Raw genomic sequence first — 19,086 nt, forward strand, 5'->3', positions numbered from 1 at the left:
ATTAATCTTCCTTTTCCCTAAATGCTGCACTTATCAGCAGAGCAAATGCAAAGCACAGTATTATCAGCATGACAGAAATAGTACTTCCCATTCCATATCTGTTTCGAAGGAACAGCATGTTTTCCAAAAGGGTACTGGGTACCTCTGTGGACTGGAACGGACCACCTTCAGTAAGGATTCTTACAAGGTCATAGGTTTTCAGTGAACCTGTTACCGCGAAGATAACGCTTACTCTGATGATGGGCTTGATGATCGGAATAACCACGTATCTGTCTACCTGCCACTTTGTTGCACCATCGAGCATTGCTGCCTCTCTGAGGTCCATGTCAACGCCCTTAACTCCTGCATACATGAGCAGCATGTGATAGCCGACGTACTGCCATACCGTAGGAACGATGATACTTCCAAGAGCAGTACTTACTTCACCTACCCATACGTGTTTCCAGTCTCCTCTGCCTATTGCTTCAAGGAATCTGTTCAAAAGACCATAATCGGGATTATATATTTTCAGCCAGAGCTGACCGATAACTACTGTTGAAATAAGAACCGGCATGAAGAATATTGATAAGTATACTCTCTCCTTAAGGCTCTCTCTTCTACCAAGAAGGAGTGCCAGTAAAAGCGCAAAAGGTAACTGCACAAAAACTGAGAAAAATGCCAGTATCAACGAATTTTTCAGTGATGTCACAAACTTGATCGACCCGTTTGTGAACAACTCGACATAGTTGTCAAAACCGATGAATGTGCCTGCGGAAAAACCGTTCCAGTCATACAAACTTCTGTACACAGATACTGCGATCGGTGCAATAAGTATGCTTACAAAAAGGAGCAGTCCCGGAAGCAGAAATACGAAAATTGCTAATCCTTTTTTTAAACCTTGTTTATTCATACACAAACCTTCCCAGCCGAATTTCTTCTGTATCCGGCTCTACTGGCATAACCTTAGTAAGGCAAAATGCCTTTGCATTAAAAAGTCCTTCCTGCTTCCAATTTTATTCAGAAGTCAGGAAGGACAAAGTAAAGTCTAATCCGACTTATTATTTGTTATTACTGGATGTCCTTAGCAAGTCCTTCGATGAACTGCTTACCATCAAGAAGGCAACCATAAACCTGATCTACATATGAAAGATATGTGTTAGCAGAATCAGCGCTCATAGCTGTGTCGCCGAAGAGTACCATTGTATCAGCGTTAGCAACGATGCCTGCAACTGTCTGTGTAAGCTCGTTTACAGAACTTGTGTCGCCATAAGGTGTCCATGCAGGAAGTCCGCAGCCATCAAGGTAACCATAGTGGCAGATAAGCTTACCAAGCTCAAATGCATACTCAGCAGCCTTCTCAGCGTTAGGTGAAGATGCTGCTACAGCAAGTGTATCAGAAGGTCCACCGATGAGCTGTCCAAGCTTAGCCTTGTCAGCATTGATTACAGGGAACTCACTAACCTTAACCTTATCCTTGAACTCTTCGTTAGCAGCGAAGTCAGCACAGTTCCATGTTCCGTTCATGTAGAATGCATACTTGCCAGCCATGAAGTTGTTCTTAACTTCGTCGTTTGTAAGACCGATTCCTGAAGGATCGAAGTAACCGTTGTTTACAAGACCCTGGAATGTATCAACAGCATCAGCAACGTCCTGGTTGTTCCATGTTGCCTTGCCAGCGAAGATCTCGTTAAGTGTATCAGCGCCTGCGCTCTTCTCGATTACAGACTCAAGATACTCTGTTACGCACCATGTCTCTTTTCCTGCACATCCGAAAGGAATGATTCCTTTGTCCTTAAGGGCGTCGCAGCAAGCGATGAACTCATCATAAGTTCCGGGAATCTCATCATATCCAGCTTCCTTAAGAAGATCCATGTTTGCGAAGAGACCAACGATGTTCATTGTAAGCGGTACACCGTAGTGCTTTCCGTCGTATGTGGAGTTACCCATCATAACTTCAGGAAGCTCACTCTTGTAGTTCTCATAAGCATCATCAAGGCAGTAAACCTTGCCTGCATCTACGAAATCACCAAGGAATGCACATGACCATGTGAAGAAGATATCAGGCATCTCGTCTGCAGCAACTGCAGCCTTGATCTTTGTCTTGTAGGACTGGTTCTCAAATGCTTCCCATGTGAAGTTTACATTGGGATATTTCTCCTGCATGTCAGCAATTGCAGCTTCATAAGAATGACGGTTTGAATCACTCTCTGTTGCAATACACCACATTGAAAGATCAATAGCCTCACCATCATCAGCTGCTACTTCTTCTGTAGCCTCTTCTGTGCTCTCAGCCTCTGTAGCCTCCTCTGCTGTGTCAGCAGCTTCAGTGGTCTCTTCGGTGCTTTCAGCTTCTGTTGCAGCCGGAGCTTCCTCTTTAGCTGTGTTGTCTGCTGCCGGTGCTGAATTTCCCCCACCGCATCCAACGAGTGATAAAGTCATAACACCCGTAAGCAGCAATGATGCAATACGCTTCATTTTCATAACATACCTCTCCTTTTCTTTTTGGGCATCTCTGCCATTAATACGTTATATCTTAAGCACGTGGTGCTTTAGATCTACATTATTGCCTTCTCCTAGGGGAGAAGGTGTCAGCGAAGCTGACGGATGAGGGGTTATACTCAATTTTGCTGAGTCTTCGTCATCGGCCAGGGATAGTCGATTATAAGCTCATCATCATTCAGTGTGTAGTAAAGATATGCATCCTCTATCGGGTCACTGTACATAAGCTTTATGCATGAATCCTTCTCATCTACAGTGTAGTGTCCAAAGAAAATGCCCTCTTCACTGAATTCCCCATCTTTCGTGAAGACATATGACCAGCCGTTGTCCTGTGTCCAGGTTCCTACCAGTCCGTCGTGCTCTTCTTCACTGCTAAGCTTATATGTTGACTTCTCATAGAGAGTCATTGTATCGCCATTCATTTCATAGCGAAGCTTTGTCTCATTTTTATCTTTATCGGTAAGGGTGATATACTCATCATCCTTGGTATATGTATACTTCTCACCCTTGAAGACTGCCTTGCCATTGTCATAGAGCGCAATAGCTTCTTCCGTGGGCTCATGTGTATATGCCCAGCTCTCAGTCTTCTTGCCGCATCCTGCCGATACTGTCATCATGACGATGAGCATTGTCAGGATCGATGTTGTTTTTAATACTTTTTTCATACTTCTCATTTTGTTGCCTTTATTTATCTATACAGATGTTTCATTTCTAAAATAAATATAAACAATGCTTTGTATAGATTGAATGTAAATCTTTTACCTCATTAAGCACTTTTTTTACTTTTTGTACACAAATCGTTCATACTTCACTAATAATTTGTGCAAATGTTTGTTACATGTGTCTGAAAAAGTGATGGAAGCCATCAGGAAGGTGTTTACTTTTTATAGTCCCTCGAAATCAAAGACCGGGATGAAGCTCTCGGAATCCGTGCCCTCTCCCTGGAAGAAGCCATTCTCTATGCCAAGATCGATAGCATAATCTATGAGTTCTTCATATTCTGAAGCATTAACGCCTGTGAGTAGTTCCGGATAAGCAGATAAATCCCCATAGGGGGTAAATTGATTCATTATGCTCAAATATACCTTGTCACCAAAACGAGAAAGAAGCTCTTTGATAACTTTCTTAGAATCAGACAGCTGCCCGGGAAGCATCAGATGGCGCACAATAACACCACTTTTCATAAGCGGACCGCTGTAATCATCATCAGATAATTCTTCAATTATTCTGTTATATTCAATAGCGCCAAACATGTCTGTTAACTGTCTATCATCTTCGGCAGCCTTTTTCTCCCACATAAACAAAGGCTCGTGGACCTGCCTCAGCATCTCCTCTATAGCATCCATGGCAATTCCAAAATATCCGGGGGCATTACTGTATCTCATCGACAGCTTCTCGGAATAATACTTGCAATCAGGCAGATAAATATCAACAAGCCCCTCCAATGCCTTAAGTGTATCGACATTTTCATAAGCACTTGTGTTATAGACAACCGGAATGTGAAGCCCCTGCCGCTTTGCAGCCTCAAGAGCAGGTATGATCAGCGGTACAAAGTGAGTAGGCGTAACAAGATTGATGTTAGAAGCCCTCTCTTCCTGCAGCCTAATAAAGATTTCCACAAGTCTTTCCGCAGAAATCTCTTTTTTCACCTCACCTGATGCAATCTCATGATTCTGACAAAAGACACATCGCATATTGCAACCCGAAAAGAACACGGTTCCCGAACCGTGTTCTCCTGATATGCAGGGTTCCTCCCATGCATGAAGATAAGCTCTGGCTGCTGTCAAAACAGCTCCCTGTCCGCAGTAACCAAGCTCTCCGGATATTCTGTTAACGCCGCAGCCTCTGGGACAGATTCTACAATAATCCAGCAAAATTTTCTCCTTCCGCCTCGGCCAGCTTTCTGGCTTCTTTCTCAGCCTTATTCCGCTTCCTTAGCTCCGTGAAAAATTCCTTTAAAATATCACTGCAGTCCTTTTCAAGAACTCCCTTGGTAATATCCACCTGATGGTTAAACTCCGGATTCTCAAGAATATTAATAACCGTTCCTGCGCTTCCGGCCTTGGGACTTGAAGCTCCCATCACTACGCGGGGAATTCTTGACTGAACGATAGCACCGGCGCACATCTGGCAGGGCTCAAGTGTCACATACATGGTGCACTCCTCAAGCCTCCAGTCGCCCATCTTCTTACATGCCTTTTTCACTGCGGTAATCTCAGCATGGCAAAGCACGGATTTATCGGTATTTCTACGATTATACCCTCGTCCGATAATCTTTCCCTCATATACTATGACACAGCCTATCGGCACCTCGCCGAGTTCAATAGCCCTGCGGGCCTGCTTCAGTGCAGCTCTCATATATTTCTCATCAAGTTTTTCCTGTTCCGTTCTTACACTTAATTCCGGACGTTTAGCCATTCTAATTACAACTCCTTTATGCCTCAATTTAGCAGCCTAACAAACTAAAAGCACATAGCTTTTCACCATGTGCTTTATTTTTGTATCAATCAAAATCTTCCGGAATCCACATACTTCATATAGTTCAGCACCATCAGCGCAATCTTGAAGGTAAGCGCCTCATCAAAGGTTCTGATATCAAGTCCTGTAGCCTTCTCCAGCTTCTCAATTCTGTAAACAAGCGTATTTCTGTGCACAAACAGCTGTCTGGAGGTCTCAGATACATTCAGGTTATTCTCAAAGAACTTGTTGATTGTGTTAAGAGTTTCCTCATCAAGATTCTCGGGAATCTCGCGGTCTCCGAATATCTCATCTATGAAAACCTTGCACAGGTTTACGGGAAGCTGATAAATCAGTCTTCCGATGCCGAGCATGTTGTACGCAATTACTCGCTTTTCTGCGTAGAAAATCTTGCCGACATCGAGTGCCATCTTCGCTTCCTTATAGGATTTACTCAGATCCTTGATCTCGCCGACTATTGTGCCGTAGGATACACGAACATCAAGCATTGCCTCTGTATTCATCATATCTACAATTGTTGTGGCAACACCGGCTATTTCCTCATAGGTTTCACCTGACTTAAGCGCCTTTATCAGAATAACACTGGTCTCGTCCACAGCTGTCACATAGTCTCCGCTTCCGCTGGTGTACATGCTTCCGAGCAGCTCAGCTGCGCCGCTGTCACGTCCTGCCTTTGTCTCAACAATGATTATTACTCTCGGCACATTGACATCGATTCTAAGTTTCTTTGCGCGGTTATAGATATCGATAAGAAGCAGATTATCAAGAAGCAGATTCTGGAAAAAGTTGTTCCTGTCATATTTTTCCTTATAAGCAACTATCAGATTCTGCAGCTGGCTTACACAGATTTTTCCGACCATATATGCATCTTCGCCCTGCCCCTTGGCAAGTAGGATATATGAAAGATCACCCTCATCCATAATCTTCAAAAGATGCATTCCGCCAATAACCTGAGAATCAACCTGTGATGCGGCAAAGTCCGAAATGAATGATCCCTCAAACTTCGGAGCTTCTGCAGTTGCAGCCACAACCTTTCCCTTCAAATCCATAACGCTGAGCTGAACCCTCGTAATAGCAGAAAGTTCATCAATACTGTTTTGTATAATCTGCGCAGTAATCATTTATGCCTCCACCACTTTTCTTGTAGTACAGTTTTGCACATTTTGCCGTCCAAAAATCTAATCTACAATCATTTTACTTTTCAAAATAGCGGAGTTCAAGTGGTTTTATGGCTAGTTTCACTATACTTCTTTCACAAAACGGAACACATTCCAAGAGAGTGGCTTAAGCTCTGCTTTTACTGTCATCTCATTGCAGACAGTGTCTTTAGCCTCTGTGGGTGAGAGGTTTTTATCTGCCTCTTCATCCGGTGTTCTGTTTTCAGTGAACATCTCCGTATGACCTTCAAAGCGCATTCCTGTGAGTCCTGTTATATCCAATGTAAAGTCTGCACTATCTTCCCAATCACGGTTTATAACAAAAACTGTAAGTTCACCCGTCTCGGTATCATACGCTGCAGCACTGTCAATGAAGTCTACCTGATTCTGTTCATGGTATTTGTGCGTATCATCAAGCGCAAAGCTTTCCAGATCATATTTCTCGCAATCGACAGCAGTTTGCAGAGAGATTCCATGACCATATTTCATGAGATCTGCATACGGATAATAAGCCGGGATCGTGAAGACATGATCATGATCACATCCTGCTGCAACACCAAGGCCTGAAGTCATACAACCAATCTTTACACGATCTGCATGGCGAAGCATTTCCATGATAACGCCTGCATTTCCAAGCGCCATAAGCATCGGATCCATAGGCGGGAATGACCTCGAAGGCATATTGTCCGGATCGTGACGGACATACTCGCGCTCCGGATCAAAAGCGTAATGTGTGCCGGGTTCTACGTAGCGCTCTCTTCCGAAATGAAGTTCCTTTTTAGGCAGAGGCATTACTCCGTACTCATCCAGGGACAGCTTCATAACCTTAGGGGAGTGCATGAGCGCCTGAACATAATCACACAGACCAATCTCTGTTCGGATATAATCTTCGTAATAACGTGAAGCGGCCATAAACTGCGCATAATTACCGATTTCCGCAGATTGATAATGATGCATGGAAATATAATCGACCGAGTTATAGCATTCCTTTAAGACTTGTAAATCCCAATCGGGAAAATGCGAAAGGTCCGGAGAGCTCGAGACACAGACTGCCGTTTCGATACTTCCATCAACCCATTTCATTGCCTTTGAGGTTTCATTTGCGAGAATTCCATACCCTCTGGGATCCTTCTCCCAGGAAGCAACCTGCCATGGTCCGTCCATTTCGTTTCCAAGGTACCATACTTTAACTCCGTATGGTTTCTCGTGACCATTCTTTTTGCGAAGCTCTGACCAATAAGTGCCGCCCTCATGGTTGGTATATTCAACGTTGTAGATAGCGTCATTTATGCCACCTGTGCCAAGGTTTATTGTATACATTGGCTCCAGGCCTACCTTTTCAGCCCACTGCAGATACTCGTCGTGTCCGACATCATTCGGATAATATTGATGCCACGCCAGGTCCAGATGCTCCTTCCTGTTTTCCTTTGGACCAATAGAATCCTTCCAGTCCCAGCCGGATACAAAATTGCCTCCCGGAAGGCGGACCGCAGGTACATCTGTCTTTTTCAATGCCTCGATCCAGTCTTTACGAAATCCCTGCTCATCTGCAGTCGGATGCTTGGGGTTGTACATGTTTCCGTACACAATCGATCCGATGGGTTCCATGAATGCACCATAGATACGTTTTGATATATTTCCTATCCTAAAATTCGGATTAATAGAAACTTTTGCCTTTTTAGCCATTTTCTTTTCCTTTCTATTCTCAATCATTAATTCCGTGATGACATTTCAATGATTTTTGTCATTTTCAGCCAGCCACAAATCAAACTGTCTCTGCTTCTCCGCAATATATTCGTCTAAACCTGCTTGTTTCAGTTTTTCGTTAAATTCCGCCGTTCCTGAAACAGGATCCAGAAAGCCGTACAGAAGCTGATTTGAATACTCATCATATATGTTTTGTAATGCCGCATATTCTGCGGTATATTGACTATTGTCAAAAGTAAATCCCAGGGCGATAGAGGTCTCTGCGTTCGCATTAAATTCCATTATCTTTGAACCCAAATCCTGAGAATCACCGGCCCAGTAAGGGCATATATACTGGTTGGGCATCTCCCAGTTCATAGTGTGATACCACTCTGCGTTTTGTATATTCACGCCCTCCGGAAAGTCAATGCTCCCATCCGGTTTTGTGACGTAATCTATACCCTCTTCCCCCCATACCAGCAGGGTAGATAGCTGTGGATCCGTGTATAGCTCGTTCATAAGCTGCACTGCAGCAATAGGATCCGGAGAAGCCTGATTAAGGCATGTAATTACGGATGTGATACCTGTAGACTTGATTATGTTCTGGCCTAAGCGAAACACAATCATTTCCCTTCCGCATTCGCCGGATATCTGGGACTTGTAACCCGGTTTTGACGGAGCGAGCATCGACATATAGTCTCCGGACTTAATCCTTGCGGAGCTGGAACTTTTATCGCTCAAAGCGTCCGGAGAGATAAAGCCCATCTGATTCCATCTGTGCATACGCTGGACCATATCCATCCACTCATCGCTCTCCATCAGGTTTGTGACTTTCCTGTCCTTTGTTGGATCCAAAAGAACACCGAACCAGTCATTGCCAATATTATCCACAATAGAACCCTGAGCAAAATGGTTGCCTGATACTGCAAAAACATACTTATCCGGAAATTCCTTGTGAAGCTTTTCATAAATTTTTTCTATCTCATCCCAGGTTGACTGAACTTCCTGGTTTTCGTCTTCCTCATATTCATAATCGATTGCATCAAGATATTCCTTGCCTATCACAATAGCAGCTGTAGTGATGGCATAGTCCTTTACCGGAGGAATGCCATACAGATGACCGGCATATTTGCATGCTTCCTGGTATTTTTCAGGGATAAGCTCCTCTATTCCCGGTCCATAATTTTTAAGTAAATCGTCCTTATTAAGGTCATAGCAAAATCCATTATTTACGCAGAGTGTATACCCGATGACATTTCCGCCGAACCAGTCAATTTGTTCATCATTGTTTGTCAGTTTCAGATGAACATCCTGACCGTATGAAGAAAAATCCATCGCCAAAAGCTCTATCTCCAGACATAGCTTCTTACGCAGGATTTTATTCATTGCTTCCTGTATTCTCTCTATACCAATGGGGCTACCGGTCCAGGTATATATAGCATAAGTGACCTTTTGATACTCTCCTGTCTTCTCATACTCAGCTCTGCGATCTTCTATTGCCTTGCTGTATGCGGGAGACATGTTACTTTCAGTTGTTTCGGCAGATTCAGAAGCTGTAACTTCTTCTGCCCCGGTCTTGCTCCTGCCACATGCTATGAGAGTGACCGTAATTAGTATAATCAGAAAAAAAGCTGCCCACCTCATTGTTCTTTTCATCCCAGAAACTTCTCCTTATCATGAAGCATTGTGCAGAATATATAATTATCTTGATAATTTTTTAGATAACCAGTATTATTTTAACAATAAAAGAAGGTGTGGATATGTACAATATGGAGGAGATTTGTCACTATTTTCATAATATTTTGCCGGGGTCAAAACGAAAGCATTCTCTGCTGCATCGGTTCGGTATATTGTTTTTAATGTCCATGCTCATCTTTACCACTCTTCTCGCGGCAGTTACGATGGTTATCTTTTTTAACTTGCGTGAATTCTCATATCGTTCTGTTCAAGATTCTCTTCGTTTTTACGACAACAGACTCGATGTTGAGCTCAGTCAGAATATCATGTTCCTCATCGACAACTGCTCATCTGATCCGGATATTATAAGGCTTCGTACTACCATGGATAGCAATGAGGAAGTAGGCTGCATGGCACGTATCCAGAACCGATTATCTACTCAGATTACACCACACTCCGTAATCAGGGGCTTTTACCTGTATTATCCCGATAAAGATGTATTTCTTCCGGTCTATAATACTGCCAATACAGGCACCAGTTCGGGCTATCCGTTCCCTTCTTTTATCAGATCACTTTTACAGGCGCACCTGAAAGACGACGGATCCGGCGCTGATCTTCCTCAAAACTGGTATTTTATTGAAGATCAGAACTGCCTTATCAGGACATTTAGAGTAGGCGGAATATACGGTGGCGCATGGATTGACCTAAACAACCTTCCAGGATTTGAAGAGTTTTTCGGAAATGATGCCATCCTACTGATTACAGACAGCTCCGGACAAGTGCTGTTTTCCGGTAATACCTTTACAGCAGATGGCAATGCGAATGATTCCGGGAAAGAACCAAATCTCCCTGTTGAGAAATCTCTCTCCGGTCCTGTTACTGTAAGTATCCCGGGCATCGGAAAAAGGATCATTATCTCCTTTAGACAAAGCTTTTCAGATTACTGCTTTACCGTGCTGCTTCCTCAAAAACAGTTTTTACAGGCTTTCCGATCTCTTTATTATCTTTTGGCACTTATTATCTTATGGGCTGTTTGCTTTTTTATATCCTATAGCCGCATGGGACGGATGATCATTGAGATCCCGACCAAATCTCTTATGGCAGTAACCAGGAACATCCGATCCGGAAATCTGGACACCAGAATCACTCCTTCAAATAACTATGAAGAGACAGTCCAGATTACAGATGCCTTTAATAAACTAATATCCGAGATAGGTAATCTAAGGATCAGTGTCTATGAAGAACAGCTCCAGGCTCGCGAGTTTGAATTGAAATCTCTGAAAAACCAGGTTGCTCCTCATTTCCTGATCAACTGTCTGAACACTGTGTTTATGTCAGCACAGGATCAGTCAAATCTGGAAGTGACAAATCAGATAATCTCCACACTATCCTCTCATCTGCGGTATACGCTTTCTGACAGGAATATTGTTCCGCTGTCTGAGGAACTTGAATATCTCGAAAATTACATACTGCTGACTCAGTACAGATTTCCCGAGACGTTGCAATATGAAAAGGAAATTGACCCTGATCTGCTGAATACAGAGGTGTTCCCGATGATTCTCCTCACTCTTACCGAGAATTCCATTAAGACGGGACTTATTATGGGCGAGCCTTTTCTTATCCGAGTCAAGGCGACAAAAAGGATTGAAAATAATGAAACCTTTGTGTACCTTGAGCATACTGATTCCGGAAGCGGTCTGTCAGAAGAAAAACTTGAAAAGTACAACCATATCCTGGAACACCCTGAAGTTACGGAGAAGGGAACCGGTATAGGGCTCTATAATACCGCTATGCGCCTTAGGCTCATTCTTGGATCAGAGGCAATGCTTAGCTTTGCAAACGCGGAAGGCATGGGATTATGTGTTACAATACGCTTCCCTTACAAGAAATACTCGGAAAAGGAGAGTTTACATGAATCTTCTGATAATAGATGACGAATACTATATTGTTCAAGGTCTTGTAGGTATGATAAATAAAGAAGAACTTGGATTTGACCATATCTTCACAGCCTATAGTGCGCAGCAAGGGATGACTATCCTAAAAAAAGAACAGGTTGATCTGATGCTGCTGGATATCGAGATGCCCAAGGAAACCGGGCTTGAACTACTTGAACAACTTAATGTTGAAGGACTTCAGCCAACAACAATTATATTATCCGGACATCAGCGTTTTGACTATGCCCAGGAAGCCATGCATTATCACTGCTTCAATTATCTGCTTAAACCCATTGGAAAACAGAACCTGAACCAGGAGCTATCCCGCGCCATGGCATTTTTGCGCCCGAAACAGGTAAATCCTGAAAGCGAAGCAGGTAACGGCATCAAAATCAACGACAGCAGTTTTGTCCACACAGTACGAAGATATATCCGCGACCATCTGTCGGACGCAGATTTAAACCGTGTCAAGATTGCTGATGCCATACACCTAAATCCAGATTATCTGTCATTTTGTTTTCATAAGGAATTTGAAACAACGCTTACAGCTTATATCAATTCAAAACGAATGGATCAAGCCAAATACCTACTAAAAAACACGACTATGAGCATTTCGGATATCGCAGAACAGGTTGGAATCCCCAATACTTCATATTTTTACAGGCAGTTCAAGAAAACAACGGGTCAAACTCCCCAACAATACCGCAAATAGCAGGTATTTTCCAGCTTACCCTTTTACTGCTCCGATTGTGATACCTTTTACGAAATATCTCTGCAGGAAAGGATATATGATCATAATGGGAAGGATACCCATAACCGTCAATGCCATTCTTACAGAAGTTGAAGGCAGATCAGCCATGTTAACATTTCCACTACCGTTCTGAGCCTGCTGCCTGAGCTGATCCAGATTACGCTGAATCTTCATAAGCAGTACCTGAATACTGTAGAGTTTGTCATCATTGATATAATACAGACCATTCATCCAGTCATTCCAGTATGCAAGTCCAACCAGGAGCCCGATTGTAGCGGTTATCGGCAGCGCCATAGGGAATACCACCTTGAAAAGGATTCCAAATTCACCTGCTCCGTCAACTCTTGCTGCATCAATAACTTCATCAGGAATATTGGTGGTGAAGTATGTACGCATCATAATGACGTTAAAAGGACTCATAAGTAAGCCCGGAACAAGCAGCGCAATAACTGTATTTCGAATATGGAATGTCTGTGTCCACATCAAATATGCAGGAACCAGTCCTCCTGAGAAGAGCATTGTAAAGAATAGATAGAATGCAAAAATTTGTCTTCCGGGAAGCTCTTTTCTTGAAAGCGGATAAGCATATAGCAAAGTAACAAACAGGTTGGATAGAGTTCCTACAACTGTAACTGATATTGAAATCACATAACCACGTGCCACAGATCCGGATTGAACAAACAGATATTTATAAGCATATGTACTAAATTTTTCCGGAAAAAAACTATATCCGTTTGCTAGCAAAGTTTGTTCATCTGTGAGTGATGACATGAGCATAAGAAAGAAAGGCGCAAGTGCACAGATAGCCAGAATGATCATCAGCGCATTTGCCAAGGTCTGAAATACTCTGTCTTTTTGTACCATGTTTCTAAAATCCTCCTATTAAAACAGCGAACTTTCGTTGTCTATTCTTCTGACTATAGCGTTAGCCGTTACTACCAGAACAAATCCAACAACGGACTGATAAAGGCCTGCTGCTGAGGACATTCCTACATTGTTATTCTGGATAAGTCCGCGGTATACGTAGGTATCAATTGTCTGCGTTACATTGATAAGCGGACCGGAGTTGAGCGGAACCTGATAGAAAAGGCCGAAATCAGAACGGAAAATTCCGCCAAGAGCCATAAGTGTCAGTATGATAATTGTAGATTTCAAACCGGGCAATGTAACATGAACAATTTTCTGCCAACGATTAGCTCCATCCACAACAGCAGCTTCATAAAGTGTGCCGTCAATACCGCAGATGGTAGCATAATAGAGGATCATATTATATCCAAGGCCCTTCCAGATATTGATAAGAACCAGAATAACGGGCCAATATTTTGCAGTGTTATACCAGTCAATGGGCTCTTTTCCAAGCAGTTTGACTAGTGAGTTGTTGATGAAGCCATCACTGGTGCTCAAGAAAGCGTAAGCAAGATAACTGACTATGACCATTGAAATCAGGAAAGGAATCAGAATAATCGTCTGATATGCCTGCTTCGCTGTTTTGTTGCGGATCTCATTAAGAATGATCGCTGTTGCTACAGCCAGAATAGTTCCAAGTACAATAAATACGACATTATAAAGTACTGTGTTTCTGATCATTATCCATGCGTCTTTGGTTCTGGTGAGGAATTCGAAATTTTTAAATCCGCACCATGGACTTCCATATACACCTTGCGCAGCATTATACTGCCTGAAGGCTATCTGTATTCCAAACATCGGAATATATGAATTTATAAAAAGATATACTACCCCGGGTATGAACATTAAATACATCGGCCAGAAGCGTTTTAATGTTTTCTTTGTCTTTTTCAACCTAACCCCATCCTCCTTCAAGTAATATTATCATGCAGGTGCCAAAATGATATTTGACACCTGCATTTTTTGTGTTAATTATTATTGGCAGAATTATTTGCTTGCAAGAAATGCATCAAGCTGTTTCTGCTTCTCGGCGATGATCTCATCGATGCCGGCTGCCTTAAGTTCGTCAATATACTTAGGAAGGTTTTCTTCAGGATCGATAGCGCCCCAAAGAAGAGCGGTCCTGTAAGAAGATACAACGTTGTTACAAGCTGTTACCTGGTTCATAACAGGTGAGCTGTCCCAAATGAATCCCATAGCAGGGCTAGGCTCGCCACTGTTGTTAAACTCGTTAAGCTTTGTCCAAAGATCGGGATCCTCAGCGCCTTCCCAAACTGGTGTAATCTGCTGATTAGGCCATGCCCAATCCATTGAAGAATAACCGGAAGCGTTCGGATCAACACCTTCAGGAGATGTGATCATCTTCTTGGTGTCATCAGTGTATACCCAGTGCTTACCTTCGATACCGTTGATGAACAGGTTGGAAATTTCAGGATCTGTATACATAAGGTTCCAAAGCTTCATAGCTTCTTCAGGATGCTTTGAGCTGTAAGGAATCATCCATGAGTTACCATTAGGAATTGCTGTATGCTTGATAGGTCCATGAATCTTCATGAAGTAAACTTCTTTGCCGTTGCCCTTGTAAACCTCAAGTTCCTTGCCGGGCTTCCAGTTCTCATACATTGCAAATCCATTGTTTGAAAGAAGAGCGTTCTCTGTAGTTGTTGTAGCATCAGGCATGATCAAACCTTCCTGATTCCACTGCCACATCATCTTGCAGAAATCCTGGAAACTCTTTGTCTCTGCTTCGTCAACAACTGTTGTGCTGTCTTCGCGGCAATCCTCAAGGATACCAAGAGAATCTCCAAGCGGATCAGCGGGAATAGTTGTCTGCATACCACCCTGTGCCCATGTGGGAACAAGAGCATCCATCTCAGGATGAGCTTCGTGAACCTTTACAAGGATTTCGTGCATATCATCATAAGTGCCGTACTCAGGAACTGTGATACCAAGTTCGTCACAGATGTCCTTACGCATAGCAAATCCGGCTGCACGTGATGTATCTTTCTGGTTCGGAAGTGCATAGAGCACACCATCCTTTTTGCAAGCTTCAAGGTCATATTCGTTAATTACTCCCTTTGCTCCCTGTCCATATTTCTCTAAAAGATCATCAAGGGGATATGCCCAATTATTATTAACTACAGTGTTAAACTGACCACTTATGTTGTTGTAGCACATAAGATCAATAGCTTCACCGGAGGTCAAAGCAAGGTTGATCTGTTCAGCATCCTGTCCACGAACGAGCTCAATCTCACAACCGATTTTCTCACGTGTGATCTTGTTAACAGCTTCAGCAACTTCGTTGCAGTCTTCAGTATCAGCATTACCATTTCCCCAAACTACGAGCTTGACATACTCGCCTGATCCGGAACCGTCCCCACTGGCCTGATCAGAATTTGTTCCGCCACCACCGGAAGTTCCTGCGCCACTTCCGCCACAAGCGGTAAGGCTAAGCACCAACGTTAGAGCAGATAGTAAAGCTACCAGTCTCTTTTTTTTCATTTTGTTACATCCTCCTACTTATTATTTTTTGTTACGGTTTTGAATCGGCATAATGTACAAATAACGTTCCCCTTTTGCCGTTTCTTTGTATTTATTTATACAATAAATGGTGAATGTATAGTATGCACTTTTGTTCGTTTTTATTGTACATTTCTTATAGTAAATATTTATCTTCTAATTTTCGTTTATTCTATAAAGGTGTATACAAATAAAAAGAACTGAGCTATTACGCAAGCGTAATGCTCAGTTCTTTATTATTTGTGCATATACTGTTTATCACATAAATTAGTTTGTGATAACCTTCTCTGTCTCTTTGTCAAATACGTGAATCTTCTCAACGTCGAATGCGAACTTAACCTTGTCGCCGGGACGAGCTGTAGTACGAGAATCAACTCGTGCTGTTACAGGGAAGCCTGCAAGATCGAAGTACAGATAAACTTCTGCACCAAGAAGCTCGTATACGTTGATTGTAGACTCGAATACAGCCTTAGATGTGCTAACAACCATCTCGGAATCATCAACGTCCTCAGGACGGATACCGAATGTAACTGTCTTTCCAGCGTAGCCGCCATCGATAACCTTCTTAGCCTTAGCCGGAGGAAGCTCGATAGACTGACCAGCGATCTTAAGGCTAGCCTTGTCGCCTGAAACCTCAACCTCTGCATCAAGGAAGTTCATCTGAGGTGATCCCATGAATCCAGCAACGAAAAGGTTTGTAGGCTTGTCATAAAGGTTCTGAGGTGTATCAACCTGCTGAACAACACCGTCCTTCATAACTACGATTCTGGTACCAAGTGTCATAGCCTCGGTCTGATCGTGTGTAACGTAGATGATTGTGGTACCAAGTCTCTGGTGAAGCTTAGCAATCTCAGTTCTCATCTGAACACGGAGCTTAGCATCAAGGTTTGAAAGAGGCTCATCCATAAGGAATACCTTAGGATTACGAACGATAGCACGACCCATAGCAACACGCTGTCTCTGACCACCGGAAAGAGCCTTCGGCTTACGATCAAGAAGGTTTGTAAGATCAAGGATCTTAGCTGCATCCTTAACCATCTTGTCGATCTCAGCCTTCGGAACCTTACGAAGCTTAAGGCCGAATGCCATGTTATCATATACTGTCATATGAGGATAAAGAGCGTAGTTCTGGAATACCATTGCGATATCTCTGTCCTTAGGCTCTACATCGTTAACTACGCGATCACCGATCTTAAGTGTACCTGAAGAAATATCTTCAAGACCTGCGATCATACGAAGAGTTGTTGACTTACCACATCCTGAAGGTCCAACGAAGATGATGAATTCCTTGTCCTGGATATCAAGGTTGAAATTCTTAACAGCTTCGAACCCGTTAGGATAAACTTTGCATACATTTTCAAGTGTTAAACTTGCCATTTTCCTTTTCCTCCTCTGTGCAAATAAAAAGAGCGTCTCGCTCCTAACAAAAACAAGTATAGCCAAAGCGTTTTGCTTTGGCTATGCAACTATTATACAAAGATTTCCTTAATCGTTGTAAAAAATGCTTATTTATAATTTTTTTATAAATTGGTTATGACTATTTGCACAAATAAAGTAAAATCTTATGTGCAAAATGCCTCCTTACTTCTTGTCTCTTGCCTCCTGCAATCTCTTGATCGCAGCCTGAAGCTCCTCGTCGTCCTCATCGTCAAGATGCATCTCATCATCCTTCGGAACCTCAACCTTGGGTTCAAATTTAAGGAACAATCCATTGTAAAGAACCGCCATAAGGAACCCCGGTCCTGCAAATCCGAACATCATCAGAATCGGTATAATTCTAAGTTCGAAGAAATACAAAAGTAACAGCGGAATAAGCGAAATAATTGCCATTGCAACTGTTCTGGGAAGTCCCAGGATCGCAAACATTACTGCATTTTTCAGTGTTCCCCTGACAGGGTTATCGAATCTTGCAAGCAGCGGGAATATGTACAGCGAAACCATATACAGAATAACGGTGATTCCAAACATTATATATGCATAAACCGGAGGAATGGCACCTGCATTATTATATATCCACCAAAAATCCATACCGATAATCGCTGAAATCGCAACGATAATTATCCAAATAATTGTTGCCTGTTTGAAATTCAGTTTGAAGGATTTCCAAAACCCTTTAAGTACATAAGTCTCTTCATTTCTTACTATTTTCAGAAGGACATAATGCATACCCGTAAGGGCTGCTCCACCCGTAAAGGGAACAAGTACAAACAACAAAACCGCAAAATTCAAAATCATGAGATCCGCTACTACATTCAGGACTCTCATAACAGGACTGTCTAAATCAAATATCTTTCCCATAAATATATCTCCTAAAAAAATGAAGTTCTGCTCTCACGCAAAGCGCTCGCCAGAACTAAGTTCGATCACGAAAATCATAGATTTTCTATCTCACTTAAACAAAACGCCCAAGCACTACTATAACATGCTTGGGCGAAAATTGTATATTATTTTATTGTTTTCTTAATCCATTCAAGCTGATCTGAAAATACTTTTTCTCTTCCGATCTCCTGCTGAAGCTCATGTCTCATTCCGTCATAGAGCTTGATTTCAAGGTTCTGAAGGCCTATCTGATCCTTCCAGATTCCGTAGAGGTGTTCAACGCTCTTGCCATACTCTCCAACCGGATCTTCCTTACCTGCTGTGAGAAGAATCGGCAGCTTCTTCGGAATATCATCCATCTTGCCAAGATCCTGAACTCTTGAGAGAACCTCGAACAGTGTCTCAAAGCCGTTTACTGTGAATACGAAATTGTCCTTGGGATCATTTTCGTACTTCTTAACGCTCTCCTCATTATGTGAAAGCCAGTCAAACTTGGTCTTCGGGCTTGATATTCTGCTGTTGTAAGCCTTGAAAGCCATATTGTTAAGGAAGTTCGAGCGATGCTTCTCTCCAAAGAAAGCTCCGAGGATTGCGCAAAGCGATTTACCTGATTTAATTGTTCCGGGTGACTGCCAGCCTGTGCCCTGAATAATCGCACCCTGGATACCCGTGCCGTATCTGGTAAGATACTCTCTTGCAACAAAGGAACCAAAGCTGTGTCCCAGAAGGATTACCGGAAGTCCCGGATACTCTTCCTGTGTCATCTTCTTAAGTCTGTGCGCATCACGAAGGATAACCGTCGCGGGATCGTTTTTACAAAAATATCCATAAGGCACTTTAGTTGAAACGGAATCGCCATGTCCAAGGTGATCGTTACCAATAACCATGACTCCGTTATTTGCCATATAATTAGCGAATTCGTCGTAACGGTCGATGTATTCCTGCATACCATGGATGATCTGTAAAATAGCTATGGGTTTCTCATCCGGAATCCATCTAATAGCATGAATAGTAGTCTCGCGGTCTCTAGATTTGTAAGTAAGTTCCTCTTTGCGTGCCATAAAAACCCCCTTATATGCATACAGAATATACCTTCTAGGGATATTTTACCACAATATCGTAAATCCGTATTCTTAAAAATTCGTTAAATTGATAATTTTTTATAAAAAAATGAAAGCCT

The 19,086-nt window shown here is 42.6% G+C and carries 16 protein-coding genes; 2 read left to right on the forward strand and 14 right to left on the reverse strand.

Annotated features, from left to right (window positions below; all coding sequences use genetic code 11):
• Position 1: 1 nt before the first annotated feature.
• The 8 genes from G630_RS0112020 to G630_RS0112055 form a co-directional block, all read right to left on the reverse strand.
• Positions 2 to 889 (reverse strand): carbohydrate ABC transporter permease, encoded by an 888-nt coding sequence (locus G630_RS0112020; protein ID WP_022760959.1) that lies wholly within the window; start codon positions 887 to 889, stop codon positions 2 to 4.
• Positions 890 to 1,047: 158 nt separating this feature from the next.
• Positions 1,048 to 2,460, reverse strand: coding sequence for an ABC transporter substrate-binding protein (locus tag G630_RS0112025; protein ID WP_026498708.1), 1,413 nt, complete (start codon positions 2,458 to 2,460; stop codon positions 1,048 to 1,050).
• A 137-nt stretch (positions 2,461 to 2,597) separates the two neighbouring features.
• Positions 2,598 to 3,143 carry a hypothetical protein gene (locus G630_RS0112030; protein ID WP_026498709.1) on the reverse strand — a complete coding sequence of 182 codons (546 nt, stop codon included), beginning with the start codon at positions 3,141 to 3,143 and terminating at the stop codon, positions 2,598 to 2,600.
• 219 nt (positions 3,144 to 3,362) lie between these two features.
• Positions 3,363 to 4,352, reverse strand: coding sequence for a radical SAM protein (locus tag G630_RS0112035; RefSeq protein WP_242829933.1), 990 nt, complete (start codon positions 4,350 to 4,352; stop codon positions 3,363 to 3,365).
• A complete protein-coding gene (gene tadA, locus G630_RS0112040) occupies positions 4,336 to 4,896 on the reverse strand; it encodes a tRNA adenosine(34) deaminase TadA (protein ID WP_026498711.1) in 561 nt (186 codons plus the stop codon). Before tadA ends, G630_RS0112035 begins: the two co-directional genes overlap by 17 nt.
• Before the next feature lie 89 nt (positions 4,897 to 4,985).
• Positions 4,986 to 6,077, reverse strand: a complete 1,092-nt coding sequence (locus G630_RS0112045; protein ID WP_022760954.1) for a PucR family transcriptional regulator — start codon at positions 6,075 to 6,077, stop codon at positions 4,986 to 4,988.
• 120 nt (positions 6,078 to 6,197) lie between these two features.
• Entirely contained in the window at positions 6,198 to 7,799 is a 1,602-nt protein-coding gene (locus tag G630_RS0112050) for an alpha-L-arabinofuranosidase C-terminal domain-containing protein (RefSeq protein WP_026498712.1), read from the reverse strand.
• Positions 7,800 to 7,844: 45 nt separating this feature from the next.
• Positions 7,845 to 9,455 (reverse strand): ABC transporter substrate-binding protein, encoded by a 1,611-nt coding sequence (locus G630_RS0112055; RefSeq protein WP_026498713.1) that lies wholly within the window; start codon positions 9,453 to 9,455, stop codon positions 7,845 to 7,847.
• Between the two features lie 245 nt (positions 9,456 to 9,700).
• Between G630_RS0112055 and G630_RS0112060 the strand changes: the two genes are divergently transcribed.
• Both G630_RS0112060 and G630_RS0112065 read left to right on the forward strand, forming a co-directional pair.
• Complete coding sequence (locus G630_RS0112060) at positions 9,701 to 11,410, forward strand: sensor histidine kinase (RefSeq protein WP_196805787.1); 1,710 nt, start codon at positions 9,701 to 9,703, stop codon at positions 11,408 to 11,410.
• Complete coding sequence (locus G630_RS0112065) at positions 11,388 to 12,122, forward strand: response regulator transcription factor (protein ID WP_026498715.1); 735 nt, start codon at positions 11,388 to 11,390, stop codon at positions 12,120 to 12,122. The genes G630_RS0112060 and G630_RS0112065 overlap by 23 nt, the downstream gene beginning before the upstream one ends.
• Before the next feature lie 15 nt (positions 12,123 to 12,137).
• On the opposite strand, the gene G630_RS0112070 is transcribed toward G630_RS0112065, so the two are convergent.
• The 6 genes from G630_RS0112070 to G630_RS0112095 all read right to left on the reverse strand — a co-directional run bounded on the left by G630_RS0112070 (position 12,138) and on the right by G630_RS0112095 (position 18,967).
• A complete protein-coding gene (locus tag G630_RS0112070; protein WP_022760949.1) occupies positions 12,138 to 13,025 on the reverse strand; it encodes a carbohydrate ABC transporter permease in 888 nt (295 codons plus the stop codon).
• A gap of 18 nt (positions 13,026 to 13,043) precedes the next feature.
• Positions 13,044 to 13,961 (reverse strand): ABC transporter permease, encoded by a 918-nt coding sequence (locus G630_RS0112075; protein ID WP_026498716.1) that lies wholly within the window; start codon positions 13,959 to 13,961, stop codon positions 13,044 to 13,046.
• 93 nt (positions 13,962 to 14,054) lie between these two features.
• Positions 14,055 to 15,569, reverse strand: coding sequence for an ABC transporter substrate-binding protein (locus G630_RS0112080; protein ID WP_026498717.1), 1,515 nt, complete (start codon positions 15,567 to 15,569; stop codon positions 14,055 to 14,057).
• A 285-nt stretch (positions 15,570 to 15,854) separates the two neighbouring features.
• Positions 15,855 to 16,964 (reverse strand): ABC transporter ATP-binding protein, encoded by a 1,110-nt coding sequence (locus G630_RS0112085; protein ID WP_022760946.1) that lies wholly within the window; start codon positions 16,962 to 16,964, stop codon positions 15,855 to 15,857.
• 204 nt (positions 16,965 to 17,168) lie between these two features.
• Positions 17,169 to 17,885 carry a YesL family protein gene (locus tag G630_RS21735; RefSeq protein WP_049946197.1) on the reverse strand — a complete coding sequence of 239 codons (717 nt, stop codon included), beginning with the start codon at positions 17,883 to 17,885 and terminating at the stop codon, positions 17,169 to 17,171.
• A 146-nt stretch (positions 17,886 to 18,031) separates the two neighbouring features.
• Positions 18,032 to 18,967, reverse strand: a complete 936-nt coding sequence (locus G630_RS0112095) for an alpha/beta fold hydrolase (protein ID WP_022760944.1) — start codon at positions 18,965 to 18,967, stop codon at positions 18,032 to 18,034.
• Positions 18,968 to 19,086 lie beyond the last annotated feature (119 nt).

The organism is Butyrivibrio sp. WCD2001, from assembly GCF_000424485.1.
Lineage (GTDB): Bacteria > Bacillota > Clostridia > Lachnospirales > Lachnospiraceae > Butyrivibrio.

Coding starts and splice junctions, on each gene's coding strand:
- G630_RS0112060 (WP_196805787.1), top strand. CDS start 9,701: ATGGTTATCTTTTTTAACTTGCGTGAATTCTCATATCGTTCTGTTCAA.
- G630_RS0112055 (WP_026498713.1), bottom strand. CDS start 9,455: ATGAAAAGAACAATGAGGTGGGCAGCTTTTTTTCTGATTATACTAATT.
- G630_RS0112020 (WP_022760959.1), bottom strand. CDS start 889: ATGAATAAACAAGGTTTAAAAAAAGGATTAGCAATTTTCGTATTTCTG.
- G630_RS0112095 (WP_022760944.1), bottom strand. CDS start 18,967: ATGGCACGCAAAGAGGAACTTACTTACAAATCTAGAGACCGCGAGACT.
- G630_RS0112070 (WP_022760949.1), bottom strand. CDS start 13,025: ATGGTACAAAAAGACAGAGTATTTCAGACCTTGGCAAATGCGCTGATG.
- G630_RS0112045 (WP_022760954.1), bottom strand. CDS start 6,077: ATGATTACTGCGCAGATTATACAAAACAGTATTGATGAACTTTCTGCT.
- G630_RS0112050 (WP_026498712.1), bottom strand. CDS start 7,799: ATGGCTAAAAAGGCAAAAGTTTCTATTAATCCGAATTTTAGGATAGGA.
- G630_RS0112025 (WP_026498708.1), bottom strand. CDS start 2,460: ATGAAAATGAAGCGTATTGCATCATTGCTGCTTACGGGTGTTATGACT.
- G630_RS0112030 (WP_026498709.1), bottom strand. CDS start 3,143: ATGAAAAAAGTATTAAAAACAACATCGATCCTGACAATGCTCATCGTC.
- G630_RS0112065 (WP_026498715.1), top strand. CDS start 11,388: ATGAATCTTCTGATAATAGATGACGAATACTATATTGTTCAAGGTCTT.
- tadA (WP_026498711.1), bottom strand. CDS start 4,896: ATGGCTAAACGTCCGGAATTAAGTGTAAGAACGGAACAGGAAAAACTT.
- G630_RS0112080 (WP_026498717.1), bottom strand. CDS start 15,569: ATGAAAAAAAAGAGACTGGTAGCTTTACTATCTGCTCTAACGTTGGTG.
- G630_RS21735 (WP_049946197.1), bottom strand. CDS start 17,885: ATGGGAAAGATATTTGATTTAGACAGTCCTGTTATGAGAGTCCTGAAT.
- G630_RS0112085 (WP_022760946.1), bottom strand. CDS start 16,964: ATGGCAAGTTTAACACTTGAAAATGTATGCAAAGTTTATCCTAACGGG.